Source organism: Streptomyces sp. NBC_01176 (assembly GCF_045039825.1).
GTDB lineage: Bacteria > Actinomycetota > Actinomycetes > Streptomycetales > Streptomycetaceae > Streptomyces.
In genome coordinates, this window is sequence record NZ_CP108600.1 from 1194378 (window position 1) to 1209459 (window position 15082).

Genomic DNA, 15082 nt, shown 5'->3' on the forward strand with positions numbered 1-15082 from the left:
TCCATGAGCAACCACGCCCCGACGCCTCGTACGGGACTCCCCCGCCGCGCCCTCCTCGGAGCCGCCGTCGCCACCGCCGCGGCCGGCGCGCTGGACTGGCGTCTTCCCGTACCGGCCGCCGCGTCCGCTCCGTCCCTGCCCTTCGCCGAGCCCGCTCGGGAGGTACGGCCGAAGTTCCGCTGGTGGTGGCCGGACGGGCTCGTGCGGCCGGACGAGATCAGACGCGAGATCGACCAGATCGCCGACGCCGGTTTCGGCGGAGCCGAGATAGCGGCCGTCCACCACAGCGTCACGGACACCGCGGTGCTGGACACCGCGCACCACGGCTGGGGCAGCGCCTCCTGGGTCGCCGGAGTGGAGGCGGCGCTCGCCCAGGCCGCCCGGCGCGGGATCACGGTGGACCTCACCATCGGTCCGAGCTGGCCCGCGGCGGTCCCCGGCATCACGCCGGACAGCGACGCGGCGGTCAAGGAACTCGCCTACGGAACCGTCACCTTGGCCGCCGGAACCGCCTACTCCGGAGCCGTCCCGGCGCCCGTGTACGCCGCCGCGTCCGGGGTGACCCGCCAGGACCTGCTGCTGGTACAGGCGGCCCGGGTGAACACCGCGAACTCCACCCGCAAGGAGACCGGACTCGACCTGGACTCGGTGACCGACCTCAGCGACGCCGTCACCGCCGGCACCCTCACCTGGACCGCGCCCGACGACGGCACCTGGGTGATCCTCTCGTACTGGGTGCGCGGCTCCGGGCAGACCCCGGAGGGCGGTCCGCACACCGCCCCCGCCGCCTACGTGGTCGACCACTTCAGCGCGGCCGGCACACGCGCGGTGACCGACTTCTGGGACGATCGCCTTCTCACCCCCGCCGTACGCCGGCTGCTGAAGGTGTCCGGCGGGGCGCTGTTCGAGGACTCCCTCGAGCTGGAGACCGACGGACTGCAGTGGACACCCGCACTCCCCGACGCCTTCCTCGCCCACACCGGCCGCTCCCTGCTGCCGCTGCTGCCCGCCGTGGTCCTCAACCACGGCAACCAGGTCTACGCGTTCGAGGCCGCCGTCACCCGGCAGATCCGGCACGACTTCTGGGAGACCGTCTCCGGCCTCTACAACCGGCACCACGTCACGGCGCTGCGCACCTGGGCCCACTCCCTCGGCCTGCGGCTGCGCTCCCAGCCCTACGGTCTGCAGACCGACGCGATCGCCTCGGCCGCGATCCTCGACATCCCCGAGGGCGAGTCCCTCGGCTTCAAGAACCTCGACGACTACCGCTGCCTGGCCGGCGGACGCGACATGGCCGGCCGTACGGTGCTGTCCTGCGAGGCGGGCGCGTACGCCGGCGGCGCGTACAACACCACCTGGCAGAAGTTCCTGCGCACCATGGGCGGCGCCTACGCGGCCGGTGTCAACCAGACGGTCGTGCACGGCTTCTCGTACGCCGAGCTGCCCGGCGTGAACTGGCCGGGGTACGCGGCCTTCACCCCGTACAAGGGAACGGTCGGCTACGGCGAGTCCTGGGGGCCGCGGCACCCGACCTGGCGGCACGTCCAGGACGTGTCCGGGTATCTGGGCCGTGTCCACCAGGTGCTGCAGACCGGCCGGCCGCGCGCCGACGTCGCGGTCTTCCGGCAGACCGGCTACACCGCCACCGGCATCGGCGCCTCCTGGTTCACCGCGACCGGCATCCCGCTCGGCTGGACCCACCAGTTCCTCAGCGGCCCCCTGCTCGATCTGCCGAGCGCCACCGTGCGCCGGGGACGGCTGGCACCCGACGGCCCGGCGTACAAGGCCCTCTTCGTCGAAGGCGACTTCTTCTACGGCTCCACGGTGACCCTCGCGCTGTCGGATGCCCGCGCCCTGCTGCGCCTCACCCGTGCCGGACTGCCCGTCGTCCTGCTGGGCGCCTGGGACACCGTCGTCCCGCCCGGTGTCCCGGGCCCCGGTGAGAGCGAGGAACTGCGCTCCCTGGTGGCCGAGTTGCTGGCCCAGCCGCGGGTCCGTCAGGTCGCCGACAAGACGGCCGTCCCCACCGCGCTCGCCGACCTCGGAGTGGAGCCGGACGTCCGGTACGCGACGTCCTCCACCCTGCTGAACGCCCGCCGGGTGGCCGACGGCGTCGACTACTACTACCTGTGCAACGGCAAGCACGCCGAGACCGTGAAACCTCCGGTGGCCGCCATCGACCACGAGGTCACACTGCGCCGCACGACGGCCGACGCCGTTCCCTACCTCCTCGACCCGTGGTCGGGACGGGCCGAACGGCTCGCCCGCTACACCGAGGCCAAGGACACCGTCACCGTGCGGGTCACCCTCCAGCCCGCCGAGACCCTGATCGTGGCCCTGGGCCGCCCCAGCCTCTTCGGCGACCGCACGGGCGGCCGTGCCCACGCGGTGAGCAGCGACGCGGACGAGGTGCGCCTCGCCGCCGCCGGACTGACCGTCCGGGCGGCCGCGGCGGGCACGTACACCACCGTCCTGTCCTCCGGCCGCACCGTGCGGACGACGTTGAAGGCCGTCCCGGAGCCGAGGGAGCTCACCTCCTGGCAGCTGCGCGTCGAGGACTGGCGACCGGGCGACACGGCTTCGCAGACCACCGTCGTCCGCCACGACCTCACCCTCGACGCGTTGCTGCCCTGGTCGCAGATCACCGAGCTCGCCGACGTGGGGGGCATCGGCCGCTACCGGACCACCGTCACCCTCGACGACGGCTGGAGCGGCGGCCGCGGGGCCCGCCTGGAACTGGGCGGCGTGACCGACACCTGCCGGGTCACCGTGAACGGTCACCGCCTCGACCCGGTCGACCAGATCCATCCGGTGGTGGACCTGGGCGGCCTCCTCGTGCGGGGCGCCAACGTCATCGAGGTCGAGGTCGCCACTCCCCTGGCCAACCGGCTTCGGGTCAGCGACCCGGGGGTCTACGGCGGTACGGCCCGCCAGGCGTACGGGCTGACCGGACCCGTACGGCTGGTTCCCTACGGCGAGGCGCGGATCGCCTGACCGTTCGTTGCCCGGGGCCGTACTCGACGCGGTGGGCGGGTGCGCGCGACGCGTGCGCGCGCACCCGCCCCCGTGGCGGACCCGGTCCCGGACCTGACCCCGGTCCCGGCCTGAGCTCAGCCTCGATCTCGATCTCGATCTCGGCCTCGGCCTCGGCGGCATCGCGCCGGTGAAGCCCGGGAGGCGCTCGGGCCCGTTCCCCGGTGTCGGTTCAGGAGATGGTGCCGGCCGTCCCGCCGCCTCCGGTGGCGATGCCGCCCCGCGGTTTGGCGGCGGGGAAGGGAGGTACATCCGGTTGGCACGTCATTCCGGCGGGCGGGAGGGTGCCGTCCAGGAAGTAGCGGCTCTCGTACTCCCTGACGCAGGCGCTGGGGTTGAGCAGCGCCGTGTGTCCGTAGCCGTGGTTGGTGAGCAGACGGGCGGAGGCCAGTTCCTTGACCATGGCCTGCGCGCCCGCGTACGGAGTGGCGGGGTCGTAGGTGGTGCCGACGACCAGGACGGGGTGTGCCGTCGGCTCGTTCCACGGCCCGCGGTAGCGGTTCGCGGCGACGACCGGCCAGGTGGCGCACGGCTCCGCGGCCCAGGCCCAGAAACGTCCGGCGTCACCCGCATGGAGGGCGGCGGCTTCCTCCAGCGCGTGGTACACACCGGGGTCACGCGGCGTGGGACTGTCGGAGCAGAGGATGGCACCGGCCTGCTCGTCCCCCGTGTACGGGACCGGGACCGGGACCGGGACCGGCGGCGCGGGCGACGGAGCGGCCGGCTCCGGAAGGCGCCCCTGCCACAGGTCCTGCAGCCTGCCCGCGAGGTCCGTCCAGCCGGGGTGGACGACGTAGAGGGCGCTCACCACGTCGCCGACCGTCCGGCCGTAGGTCCAGTCGCCCACCGGATGCTGCCGCAGGCGCCGCATCAACTCGTCGAACTTGTCCCGGGTGGCTTTCGCGCCGCCGGCGGAGAAGGCACAGCGGGCCGTGGGGGCGGACCCGCACAGGGTGAGGAACTGGTCCAGGGTCGCCGCGGCGCCGAGGTCCGAGCCCAGGCGCAGGAACGGCGTCAGCCGGGGTTCCGCGTCGGAGTCGTGGTTCGTCCAGGCCTGCGGGTCGACGTTGCTGTCCAGGACCATGGCACGGACCTTGCCGGGAAAGAGGTTGGCGTAGGTGGCGCCGAGGAACGTGCCGTAGGAGATCCCGAGGTAGGTCAGCTGCGGGTCGCCCACCGCCTGACGGAGCTGGTCGAGGTCACGAGCGGTGTCGGCGGTCGACACATGGCGCAGGAGCTCGGGGTCACGCTGCTCACAGCGCCGGCCCAGATCCGCGTACGCGGCGATCCAGGCCGACCGCTGCTGTTCGCCCACCGGGAGACCGGCCGGCTTGCCGGCGCGCCAGGCGGCGGCTTCCTTGGTACTCGTGAAGCAGTTCACCGCGGTGCTGTTGCCGACCCCGCGTGGATCCCAGCTGACGATGTCGAACCGCTCCCGGACCTCGCGCGGGAAGGACTCGTAGTTCTGCGGCATCTGCACCGTTCCGGGGCCGCCCGGGCCGCCGGGATTGAAGAACAGGGTGCCTGCGCGACGTCCGGGGCCGGTCGCCTTTCGTCTGACGACGGCCAGCTCGATGGTGCGACGACCGGGGTCGAGATAGTCCAGCGGTACCTTGGCGACCGCGCAGTCGAACTCCGGTCCCTCGGCGCAGGGCTGCCAGTCGAGCGGCGGGGCGGGTGCCGAGGGGAACGGCACGTCGGCCGGAGCGGGGTACGCCACCGAGAGGGCCGTGGAACAGAACACCGCCGACGCGAAGACCACGGCCCCACGCCGACGGCCCACTATGGAACCGGATATGGGCACGCTGTGTCCCTTTCGACGGAAGTCGCCTCGACGGTCCCCCCAGTCGACTCCACCGACACCGGCGGAGCATCCACAGCTGGGCCGAAAGAGTGATCTGCTCGGGCGGGGACCGGGACGGCCTCACCGAGTCCCGGTCGCCCGCCCGCGACGCGTCCCCGCCGTGGCACCCGGCCACAACGTGATGCCATCGCCCACCGGCAGGGATGTCAACGGAGCTTCGTGCCGCCAAGTCGAGGGTCTTCCGCTCCGCTCGCCGGGGACTGGACCGCAGCGGGCGAGGGTCACGCGGCGGGCATGCCGCACCTGGGTGCGTGAAGCGGGCGGCGTGCGTTGCCAACCTGCCTCGTTCTGCGAAAGATTGATGGGCATGGCGACGGGGAGGTGGCGGCGCGGGGACCTCGTCCTCGGTCTCTACGAGGTGCGCGAGGTGCTGGAAGGCGGAGGCATGGGCCTGGTGTACAGGGTCCGCCACCGCTCCTGGAACACGGACCTCGCCGTCAAGGTGCCCCGACCCGAGCTGGTCGCCACGGCCGCGGGACGGGGCGGGTTCGAGCGGGAGGCGGGCACCTGGGTCGGCCTGGGCCTGCACCCGCACGTCGTCGCCTGTCTGTACGTCCGCCAAGTGGACGCCGTGCCCTGCGTGTTCGCCGAGTGGGTGCCGGGGGGCTCGCTCGCCGAACTGGTGAGGGACGGGCGGCTGTACGCCCCGGGCGGCGATGGCCTGCTCGCACGGCTGCTCGACCTGGCTGTGCAGATGGCCCGGGGCATCGGCCACGCACACGACCAGGGGCTGATCCACCAGGACGTCAAGCCTGCGAACATCATGGTCGACCCGGCCGACGGCTGGACAGCGAAGGTGACCGATTTCGGTCTTGCCGGTGCCCGCACCGCAGCCGGGGAGAGCGCACTGGCACCGCCTCAGGCAAGCCTGCTGGCCAGCTACGGCGGAATGACGCCCGCGTACTGCTCCCCGGAGCAGGCGGACGCGGTGTACGGCGCCCCCGTCACGCTCACTCGCGCCACCGACATCTGGTCCTGGGCACTGAGCGTGCTGGAGATGTTCACCGGCGGGCCGCCCTGCGAGTACGGGCAGTCGGCACCCGAGGTGTTGGCCGCCTTCGTGGCCTCGGGGCGCCCGGCACCGGGCGCACCCGCCTTGCCGACGGCCCTGGCCGATCTGCTGATGCGGTGCTTCGAGGTCGACCGGGACCGGCGCCCGCGCCGGATGGACGAGATCGCGGCGACCGTGGCGGAGATCTACCAGGACGCCGTCGGCAGGCCGTATCCGCGGGTGCCTGCACAGGCCGTGCGACTGCTCGCCGACTCGCTCTCCAACCAGGCGCTGTCGCTGCTCGACCTGGACCGCGCTCAGGAGGCGGAGGGCCTCTGGGGCGAGGCCAGGGACATCGACCCGCACCACCTGCCCACCGTCTACAACCAGTCCCTCTACCGGTGGCGGCGGGCCTCGTTCTCGGACGAGGACGTGCTGTCCGGCCTGCGGACGGCGAAGGCCCTGGGCGAGTCCGGCCAGGAGGCCGACCGGCTGCTGGGCCTGGTGCACGTGGAACGCGGGGACGACACCGCTGCCCGCGCGCTCCTCGCGGACGCGCCGGATGGTCCCGAGGTTCAAGCCGCGCGGGCGGAGTTGAGCCGCCGCGGCCCCGCACGCGGACCCGAGCGGCTCACCGGCCACCAAGGCGAGGTACGGGCCGTCGCGGTGAACGCGGCGGGAACGGTGGTGCTCACCGGCGGTGCGGACGGCCGGGCCCGGGTGTGGGACACAGTCACCGGCCGCTGCCGGTACGAACTGCCGCCCGGGGCAGCCGGCGCCCTCCATGACGATCCGGTCCCGGTGACCGCCGTCGCCGTCGCCCCCGACGGCAGGGCCGGTCTGGTGGGCCACCGCTACGGGCCCGTCGAGCTGTGGAACCTGACCGCCGGCACCCTGCTGGGCACGATCGGTCAGCGGGGCCCGGAGGTCGTCGCGCTGGCGCTGAACGGCTCGGGCGGCGCCGCGGTGACCTACCGCACGGGGCAGGTGGAGGTGTGGGACGCGCGGGCCGGGCGGCTGCGGCGAACGCTGGAGCACCCGCCCGCATCGCACCAGAAGATGGACCCCGACACCTGGCAGGTACTGCCTCGGATCCACTACGAGCCGGCCGTGGTCTCCCTCGTCGCCCTCACCGAGGACGGCAGCACGGCGGTGTCCGCGGCCCCACGCAGCGGCAGCGTGGTGACCTGGGACATCGCTCAGGGCCGCCCGCTGCACCTGTTGGTCATGTCCGAGGACCGGCACACCACCGGCATCGACGAGGTGGCGTTGAGCCCCGGCGGCACGGCAGCCCTGCTGTTGGGCCACCGGTCGACCACGGCCCGCATATGGGAGTGCGCCACCGACCGGATCCGCGCCACCGTGCCCGACCGGATCGGCCGCCACGATCGGGTCGTGCTCAGCGACGACGCCACGATCGCCGCTTCGGCTTCCCTGAGCGGAACGGAGCCGCTGCGGATCTGGGAACTGTCCTCCGGACGCTGCCTGCACACGATCAGTACGCAGATCGTCCCGAGCACCCGGCCCGATCTGCCCGTTCCGCTGAGTCTGACCTCTCTGGCCCTCAGCGGCGACGGCCGTCTCGCCGTCCTCGGCGACAGGGAAGGCGGCATCCAGATCCACCGTCTGGCCCCGGCCGGGTTCCGCGCCGGATGGCACTATGGTCGGCCCGCCGCCGCACTCGCCCTGGCCCGGCGCGAGGTGGACAGGGCACGCTTCGCTGCGCGGGCCACGGCACTGGCGGAGCAGGGTGATCCGGCGGCGGCTGCGGAACAGCTCCGGGCAGCCCGAGCCGTCCCCGGCTTCGAGCGCCATCCCGAACTGCGGCGGCAGTGGGAGGAGCTGGGAAGGGCCGCGGGCAGACGTACCGGTCTGCTCGGCATCTGGGACTGCTACAGCTTCAGCGGCACGGTGCTCGCCCAGAACGTCCTGGTGGCCCCAACGCCCGACGGCACACGGATGGTGATCCCCGGCGCCTTCGGCCGAGTCCATGTGTGCGACCTGGCGACGGGCCGGGTCCAGTACACCTTTCCCGAACTTCTTCAGGGCAACACGCACACCGTCGCGGTCGCCGACGACGGCCTCCTTGCCGTCACCGCCGACTGGGCGGGCACCGCACACCTGTGGGACCTCGACGCCGGCACCAGGAGCTGCGAGCTGCACGGCGACCACGGCCTGGTGAGGGCACTCGCCATGGACCGGGCCGGCCGGTACGCGCTGGTCGGCGACGAGGACGGGGCCCTGTGCCTGTGGCGGCTGCGCCCGGCCTACTTGCAGCGCACGATGGTGGGGCACGACGGCGCCGTGCACCTGGTGCGCTTGTCGCCCGACGGGCGCTATGCCGCGTCGGTCGGCCGGGAGGACGGCACGGGCAGGCTGTGGGACACCGGCACCGGCCGCCCGTTGCTCGCCTTCCCCGTCGCGTTCGGCAATCCAGATCTGCGATTCGCACCGGACAGCAGGCGCCTCTTCGTCTACACCGGCTTCCGGATGTCGGTGTGGGACGTGCGCGGGCGTCGCCTGCTGTACGAGCGGGACGGGCACTCCGAGTCCTTCGCGCTGAGCGCCGACGGCGGCACGGCGGCAACCGCGGGCACCGACGGCACCCTTGAGGTGTGGGAGACGGGCAGCGGCCGGACCCTGTGCGAGGTGCCCTGGTTCAGCCATCTGTTCGAGGTGAGCCCCGACGGGCGCCACGTGGTCTCGGCTTCCGACCGGGCGCTCCACGTGTGGGACGTGCGCACGGGGCAGCGTGTGCACACGCTGGAGGGCCACCCCGAGGCCGTGTGCCTGGTGAGGTTCGCCGCCGACGGCCGGCACCTCATCTCGGCCGACCACCGGCCCGGCCTGCGGCTGTGGGAGCTCGACTACGACTACGACTTCACCGCCGAGAGGACGGACGACACGTGACGGCGCAGGTGACTGTTTCGGTGCACACCGGCGACGAGGTCGGCGACCACGTCTTCGAGGCACCCGTGACCTGCGAGGTGGGCCGGTCGGACGCCTGCGGCATCCGCATCCCCGAACGGCACCGCAGCGTGTCCAGGCGGCACTGCCGACTGGACATCGACCCGCCGCGGCTGCGGGTGCGGGACCTGGGCAGCAGTTACGGCACTTTCGTCAACGACGGCCGTCTTGGCCGGCTCACCGAGCAGCCCCTGGCCGACGGGGACGAGATCCGCATCGGCGACGTACGGCTGCGGATCACGGTGACCCTGTCGCCCGATCGGGAACCGGACCGGGGCCGCGCACCGTTCGACCCCCTCGCTTCCTTCGTGCCTCCGGAGGTGCCCGGTTACCGCCTCGTGCGCGAACTGGGCCGCGGATCCCAGGGGGTCGTCCAGCTGGCCCGCAGTCTGGCGACGGGCGATCTCGTCGCGCTCAAACAGGTGCCGGTCACCCGCCACGCCGACGACCATGCCCGCTTCGCCCTGCGGCGCGAGCTGGAGAGCGTTCGCGCGCTGCGCCACCGGAACATCGTGGAGTTCCGCGACAGCGGCGACGACCACCGCGCCTTCTACTTCGCAAGCGAGTACTGTCCCGGCGGCAGCCTCGAAGAGTTCTCCGAGCGGCACGGGGGGAGGGTGCCGGTGGCCGAGGCGCTTTGCGTCGTCCGGCAGGTGCTGGCGGGGCTGTCCCATGCCCACCGGGCGGAGCTGCCCGCGCTGCGGCAGCAGGACGGTGCGGCCACCTTGGTGCACGGTCTGGTGCACCGCGATGTGAAGCCCGCCAACATCCTGCTGTCCGGTTCCGGATCGGAGGGCCGGCCCGTGGTCAAGCTCGCCGACTTCGGTCTGGCCAAGGCCTTCGAGCGGGCGGGTCTGTCCGGCCACACCAGGACGGGGGCGATGGGCGGCACGATCCCGTTCATGGCGCGCACCCAGCTGATCGGCTACAAGTACGCCGGGCCGGAGGTGGACGTGTGGGCGAGCGCTGCCTGTCTGTACTGGATGCTCACCGGCGCCACGCCGCGCGACTTCCCGCAGTACAAGGACCCCGTCGCGGTGGCGCTGCGCGAGCCCGTGGTCCCGGTCAGGGAGCGCGATCCGTCCCTGCCGCCCCGGCTGGCGAAGGTCATCGACGAGGCGCTGAACGACAACCCGGCCATCACGGTCCGTACGGCGGACGAACTGACCGCGGCGCTGGCGGACTTCTGACGATCGCGCAGGCCGTGCCGGTGGCCGTGCCTGCCGGACGGGAGAACGGTCTGCTCAGGTTCCGCCGTCACGCAGACAGGCATACCCGGTGCGGACGTGAAACCCCGTTCGGCCCGTCTGCTCCCAGTGCTGTCCGCCGTACAGGGCCTGGCGCAGGGCCTCGTCGTGCACCGCCCGCTGCTTACGGGTGCATCCGCTCCGGTCGATGTCGAGGGTGGCGACGACCGGTGGGACGGCGGCCCGGAACTCCTCGGGAAGGGAATCCGCGCGTGCCTCGTCGTAGTCCGGGTCGTCGGGGTAGCTCAGTGACAGGGTGACGGGCGGCTCCGCGCCGAGGCGCCGACCCGCGGTGCGCAGCGACTCCGACAGCTGCTGCAGGGCCAGGCGGATGTCGCTGCTGAGCGTCACCTGGCCGCGCGGCGGCACGAACAGCTCCGGTGGCACGGCCTCCGGCACCACATAGCGCACGGCGACCTGCTCGGCGTGGAACTGCACCAGCAGTCCCGGCCATCTTCCACCGCCCTCGACGGTGAACTCGGGCTGCGGCCGAGGCGACCAGCGCAGCAGCACGAGATCCACCATCTCCAGGGCCTCGGGCGGCAGGTTGTCCGGGCTGTACGGCCCCCGGCTGCGGGTCAGCAGGGCGCTGTCGTTCATCGTGGCCGACATCCGCGCACCGCCGGCGTCGATGTCGAGGCCCAGCGGATGGATGCCGAACGTCAGCATGATGCCCTGTGCCGCATCGATCCGCGACGACACGACCGCCCCCCGGGGATCCGGTGCGCGCTCGCCCCGCCACCTCATTCGGCCAATGCCACGTACAGGGGGCTGCCGAGCAGGACCGCCATGTCCCCCGCCGGGTACAGCTCCGGGTAGGGGCAGGGTCCGCACACCAGCCGCTTGGCCACGAACTCGACGTTCTGGACGGGCCCTCGGAGGACGGCATTGGCCTGGACGACGGTGGTCAGGGCGTCGGGCAGCACGGTGTCCCCGACTGCCAGGGCGGCCAGCTGGGCCAGCATCATCGGCGTCATGGAACCGCTCATCGGGTGCCACGCGGGGTTCTCGGCCTGCTGGGCGCCCAGCACGTGCCCCGTCGAGCCGCCGAGGCCCACGATTGTCCGGTCGCTGCGCCCTCCGAAGTACACGGTGCCGCTGTTGCCGACGGGGCCCCACTGCATCGGCAGCACCCCGTACACGTACTGCCTGGCTTCGTCCACGTCCCCCAGATCGCCGTGGTCCTCCAGATGGCGCACCACCCGCTCGAGACGGGCCACACGCTCCGTGCCCGCGCTCTCGACACTGTGCCGGGCACCCAGCATCTTCAGCCCGAAACTGAACTCGGTGACCCGCTTGCGCCCCCACCCCGGGTCGATCTGGGCCAGCATCATGTCGACCTTGGCGTCACTGATGTACAGGTAATAGCGGAACGGCACCCGCGCCCCTTCCCCCAAGTCACAGGCCTCCGACTCTACTCCCCGGCATCGGCACGGTTCCAGGGAAGCACCGAGTTGGACTTCCCCTGGTGGCGGGCGGTGTACGACTTCTTCCGGAGCTGGTGCCGCCACGGCTGCGTGCGCGCGAGCTCTACCAGCGGCTGGGACGCCTCGAACACAAGCGGCAGGGCCGGGAGGCGGAACCGACGGCCGCGGTCATGGACGCGCAGCGGGTCGACGGCGCGGACACCGCCGGCGCCGACCGACGACGAGAGGATGGCTGCTCATGCTGCGTCACATGTCGCAGCCCCTATGGGTGGGGTCCTGACTGCAACTGTCTGACGAGGTGGAAGACCTCTCGGGCCGAACAGCGTTTGAGGCAACGGCCGATTTCGCAACGGGTCTTGCCCTCCTTGACGCGCCGTCTCGCGCCACTCCCCGTCGGCGGCGGCCAGCCGCTGTCCAGCGTGGCCCGGTGCGCCGCAAGCATCCCGCCGGCGGCGGCGAGCACCATCGGGGTGATTCCCAGCTGGATGTGCAGGCGCCTGCCGACGGCGATCGGCCGCGGCCACGACGGTCACCTCCCCTGCCGTACCTCGGGTGCCAGGTACGCCCGAAGAACGCCCACCTGCTCCTCGGGCCAGGCGCGTGCGTACGCGGGCGGACGACCCCCCGGCGGAGCGAGCACCGCGAAGGGGGTGCGGTGTGCGGCGCGCGTCAGTTCAGCCACGGTCATGCTGGCGTCGTGCCCCGACGTCTGGGCGGAGTCACAGCCGGTATAGAAGGCGACGGGGACGGCTTCGTAGCCGCTGAGCAGGCACGGCGGCCGTACACCGAGGGTGTGGAGGGCTGCGGCGGTGCGGGCCCAGTCGGCGCGGGAGACGGCGGAGCTGTGCACGGTGTGCTCCAGGACGACGTACTGCACGCCCAGATGGCCTGCCAGGCCGAGCGCCGCCAGGCTGACGGCCAGGGTGCGGCTGGCCCTGTGGGCCGGGGCGGTGACCAGGTGGACGAGGCCATGGGCGACAGGGAGGGCGAGCAGGGCGTAGGCGGGCAGCAGGAAGCGAGGGGCCGCGTAGCCGATGAGGAACAGGTAGGGGACTGCGGCCGTGACGGCGCAGGCCAGCGGAAGCAGGAGGGGCAGCGCGCGCCGGGCTCGGACGGCGACCACAGCTCCCAGGACGGCGAGGAGCGGCAGCGCGAACCACCACAGGGTCACCACCGGGCTGGGGGCCGATCCGGTGCAGGGCCGGCACAGGGTACGTCCGCCGAGACTGCGCAACTGGTCGACCGCAGCGAGGTGCCAGCCGAGGCCGCCCTGAATGGCGGAGGCGGCGGACAGGCGCTGCGCGAGGCCGCCATAGCTCGTATACGCCTCGACAATCCACTCGCCGGCACCCGCCACCAGCCCCACGACCAGCACGGCGAGAATCCGCGGGCGGCGCAGGGAGAGAGCGAGCAGGGGCAGCGCGACGTAGACCGCGTCCATGGGGCGCATCCACGCCATCAGCGCCGCGCCCGCGAACACACCCCACCATGCCGCCCGGTCGCGTGCGTTCGCGCGGGCGCGCAGGAAGCAGCCGACGCAGGCCAGGGCGCCGATGGCGACCCAGTAATTGGGCATGGCCTGGGGGCCGTAGAACAGCGTCACCCACAACGAGGCGAACAGGCCGCCGGCCAAGGCCAGGACGGCGGGCCCAAGGTGGCCTCGCCAGACCCGCAGGGCCAAGTAGAGGGCCAGGCCGGACAGGACGGCCAGGTAGATCCGGAGCAGGACGGTGGAGTCGGACCACGACGCGATCGGGGCGGCGAGGAGCGAGATGCCGCGGGAGCGGGGCGCGCTGAAGTAGGCGGCGGGAACGTGACCGCTGACCTGGCTGACGTAGACGGTCTCGTCCCAGCCGAGACCGAAACCCGGTCCTACGAGGAAGAGTTGGGCGAGCGTGAAGACGATCGCGACCGCCCCGAGCCAATGGTCCCCGCGCAGGCGACGAGGCTCGGCGGACTGCGCCGGAAGACTGGTGTGTGGAGCACTGGACTTCGTGGCATTCGAGCCGTCGGCCATCTTGCACCTCTCGTCGTCGCACGCCACGGAGCCGGATCCTCCTAGCCCGTAGGAGAAACCCCACACTACGGCTTGTAGGGTTAGAGGCGAGTGAGAAGACGCCTCCGCGCTTCTCCGCAGAGCGCCCGGCACGGCGGTCATGCCGCTGCAAGGCGTCGGAGCAGGCGATCTCACCTCGGCCTTCGGTTCAGCCGGCACCGGGGTAGGCGAGTCCCTGGTCGTAGGCGAAGATCACCGCTTGGATGCGGTCGCGGGCGCCGTTCTTGGCCAGGACGCGGCCGACGTGTGTCTTCACGGTGGACTCGGTCACGACGAAGCGGGCAGCGATCTCGCCGTTGGTCCAGCCCTTGCCGACGGCGACGAGGATCTCGCGCTCGCGTTCGGTGAGGGAGGCCAGTCGCGGGTCCTCGCCCTTGGCCGGCGTGCGACAGGCTCACCTTCAGGTCGGCGGCCGGGCGCGGAGACGAGCTGTGGAAGCGGCGGGCGACGAAGGGGGCTGCGGAGCAGGGGACTTGGTGGCAGGAGCCGCTTTCGTCGCTCGTTGCTGCGGGAGGACAGGGCGGGCGACGATCGCCTATCGTGCCGGCCGCTGATGAGCTACGGACCGGTTATGGCATGCGGGTGCTGCGTGTGACTTCCGCGGCGCCGCCCAAGTGGACCAGCAGCCCCGGCGCGTCGTGCTGTGCGGTGGCGGTGATCGTGGAGGGACTGCCGAGGGAGTCGCCCATGTCGACGGCGATGTCGCTGATGCCCTGGCCGGCCAGGTGTGCAGCAAGGCAGGCGGTGCTGTTGGCGTTGGCGATGTCTTCCGCGACACCGATCGACGGGGCGAACATGCGGGCCGCGACGCGGCCGGTGGACGTCGGCACCGAGTAGGCGTAGCAGCCCAGGAAACCGAGACGGTCACAGGCGGCACGGAGCCGTTCGAAGTCCGGGCTGAGGGCGGTGAGAGCGGACCGGGTAGTAAGGGGAACCAGCAACCGCGACCGCCCCACTGAGGCGACGCGGATACCAGGAGCGAGTGTGCCCGAGGTGACACCGAGTGCGGGCAGGACGAGGTCGCACTCGGTCGCCGTGGGCCTGCGGAGATCTACGGGACCGGGATCGAAGGCGGCATTGACCTGTCTGTTCTCCCGTACGGACCAACCAGGGAAGACGCGCCCTGCCGCATGGATGGTGGCTCGGTATTCCTGACCCCCGGCGCGCTCGGCCAGGAAGGCCAGAGCGGCAACCGTCCCATGACCGCACGCGGGCAGTTCTCCCTCGGCGGTGAAGAAGCGGAGGGATACGACCGGACCGCCTCGTCGGCTGTCATGCACCGACACGAAAACGGCGTGCGACGTTCCCATCCGAACCGGCACACGACGGCGCTCATCGTTACTCAACCGCGCCTCGTCCAGCACCGCGGTGGGACTACCGCCTTGGCCTTCGCGCAGACACGCGCGGACGATCGTGACGGGCAGACCGTGCCTGCTCACCGCAGTGCCGTGACCCTTGTGCCGGACCGGCGTCCGCTTCCCTCGCCCACCGCCGGCT

The 15082-nt window shown here is 72.2% G+C and carries 8 protein-coding genes and 1 pseudogene; 3 read left to right on the top strand and 6 right to left on the bottom strand.

What is annotated here, in order from left to right; all coding sequences use genetic code 11:
- Positions 1-3 precede the first annotated feature (3 nt).
- On the top strand, positions 4-2994 hold the full coding sequence (locus OG199_RS04955; protein WP_405828199.1) for a glycosyl hydrolase: 2991 nt from the start codon (positions 4-6) through the stop codon (positions 2992-2994).
- 211 nt (positions 2995-3205) lie between these two features.
- On the opposite strand, the gene OG199_RS04960 is transcribed toward OG199_RS04955, so the two are convergent.
- The gene (locus OG199_RS04960; RefSeq protein ID WP_405828201.1) at positions 3206-4837 is read right to left on the bottom strand and encodes an alpha/beta hydrolase; all 1632 of its coding nucleotides are present in this window, start codon (positions 4835-4837) and stop codon (positions 3206-3208) included.
- Positions 4838-5204: 367 nt separating this feature from the next.
- Between OG199_RS04960 and OG199_RS04965 the strand changes: the two genes are divergently transcribed.
- A complete protein-coding gene (locus tag OG199_RS04965; RefSeq protein WP_405828202.1) occupies positions 5205-8798 on the top strand; it encodes a WD40 repeat domain-containing serine/threonine protein kinase in 3594 nt (1197 codons plus the stop codon).
- On the top strand, positions 8795-10045 hold the full coding sequence (locus tag OG199_RS04970) for a protein kinase domain-containing protein (protein ID WP_405828204.1): 1251 nt from the start codon (positions 8795-8797) through the stop codon (positions 10043-10045). Before OG199_RS04965 ends, OG199_RS04970 begins: the two co-directional genes overlap by 4 nt.
- Positions 10046-10099: 54 nt before the next feature.
- Here the strand turns inward: OG199_RS04970 and OG199_RS04975 are convergent, their stop codons facing one another.
- The 5 genes and pseudogenes from OG199_RS04975 to OG199_RS04995 form a co-directional block, all read right to left on the bottom strand.
- Positions 10100-10804 (bottom strand): hypothetical protein, encoded by a 705-nt coding sequence (locus tag OG199_RS04975; protein WP_405828206.1) that lies wholly within the window; start codon positions 10802-10804, stop codon positions 10100-10102.
- A gap of 41 nt (positions 10805-10845) precedes the next feature.
- A complete protein-coding gene (locus tag OG199_RS04980) occupies positions 10846-11481 on the bottom strand; it encodes a DUF7019 family protein (RefSeq protein ID WP_356806456.1) in 636 nt (211 codons plus the stop codon).
- A gap of 577 nt (positions 11482-12058) precedes the next feature.
- Entirely contained in the window at positions 12059-13546 is a 1488-nt protein-coding gene (locus tag OG199_RS04985) for a hypothetical protein (RefSeq protein WP_405834431.1), read from the bottom strand.
- Positions 13547-13733: 187 nt separating this feature from the next.
- A pseudogene (locus tag OG199_RS04990) lies at positions 13734-13955 on the bottom strand (response regulator transcription factor); the annotation flags it as partial.
- Between the two features lie 199 nt (positions 13956-14154).
- Entirely contained in the window at positions 14155-15024 is an 870-nt protein-coding gene (locus OG199_RS04995) for a PhzF family phenazine biosynthesis protein (protein WP_405828209.1), read from the bottom strand.
- Positions 15025-15082 lie beyond the last annotated feature (58 nt).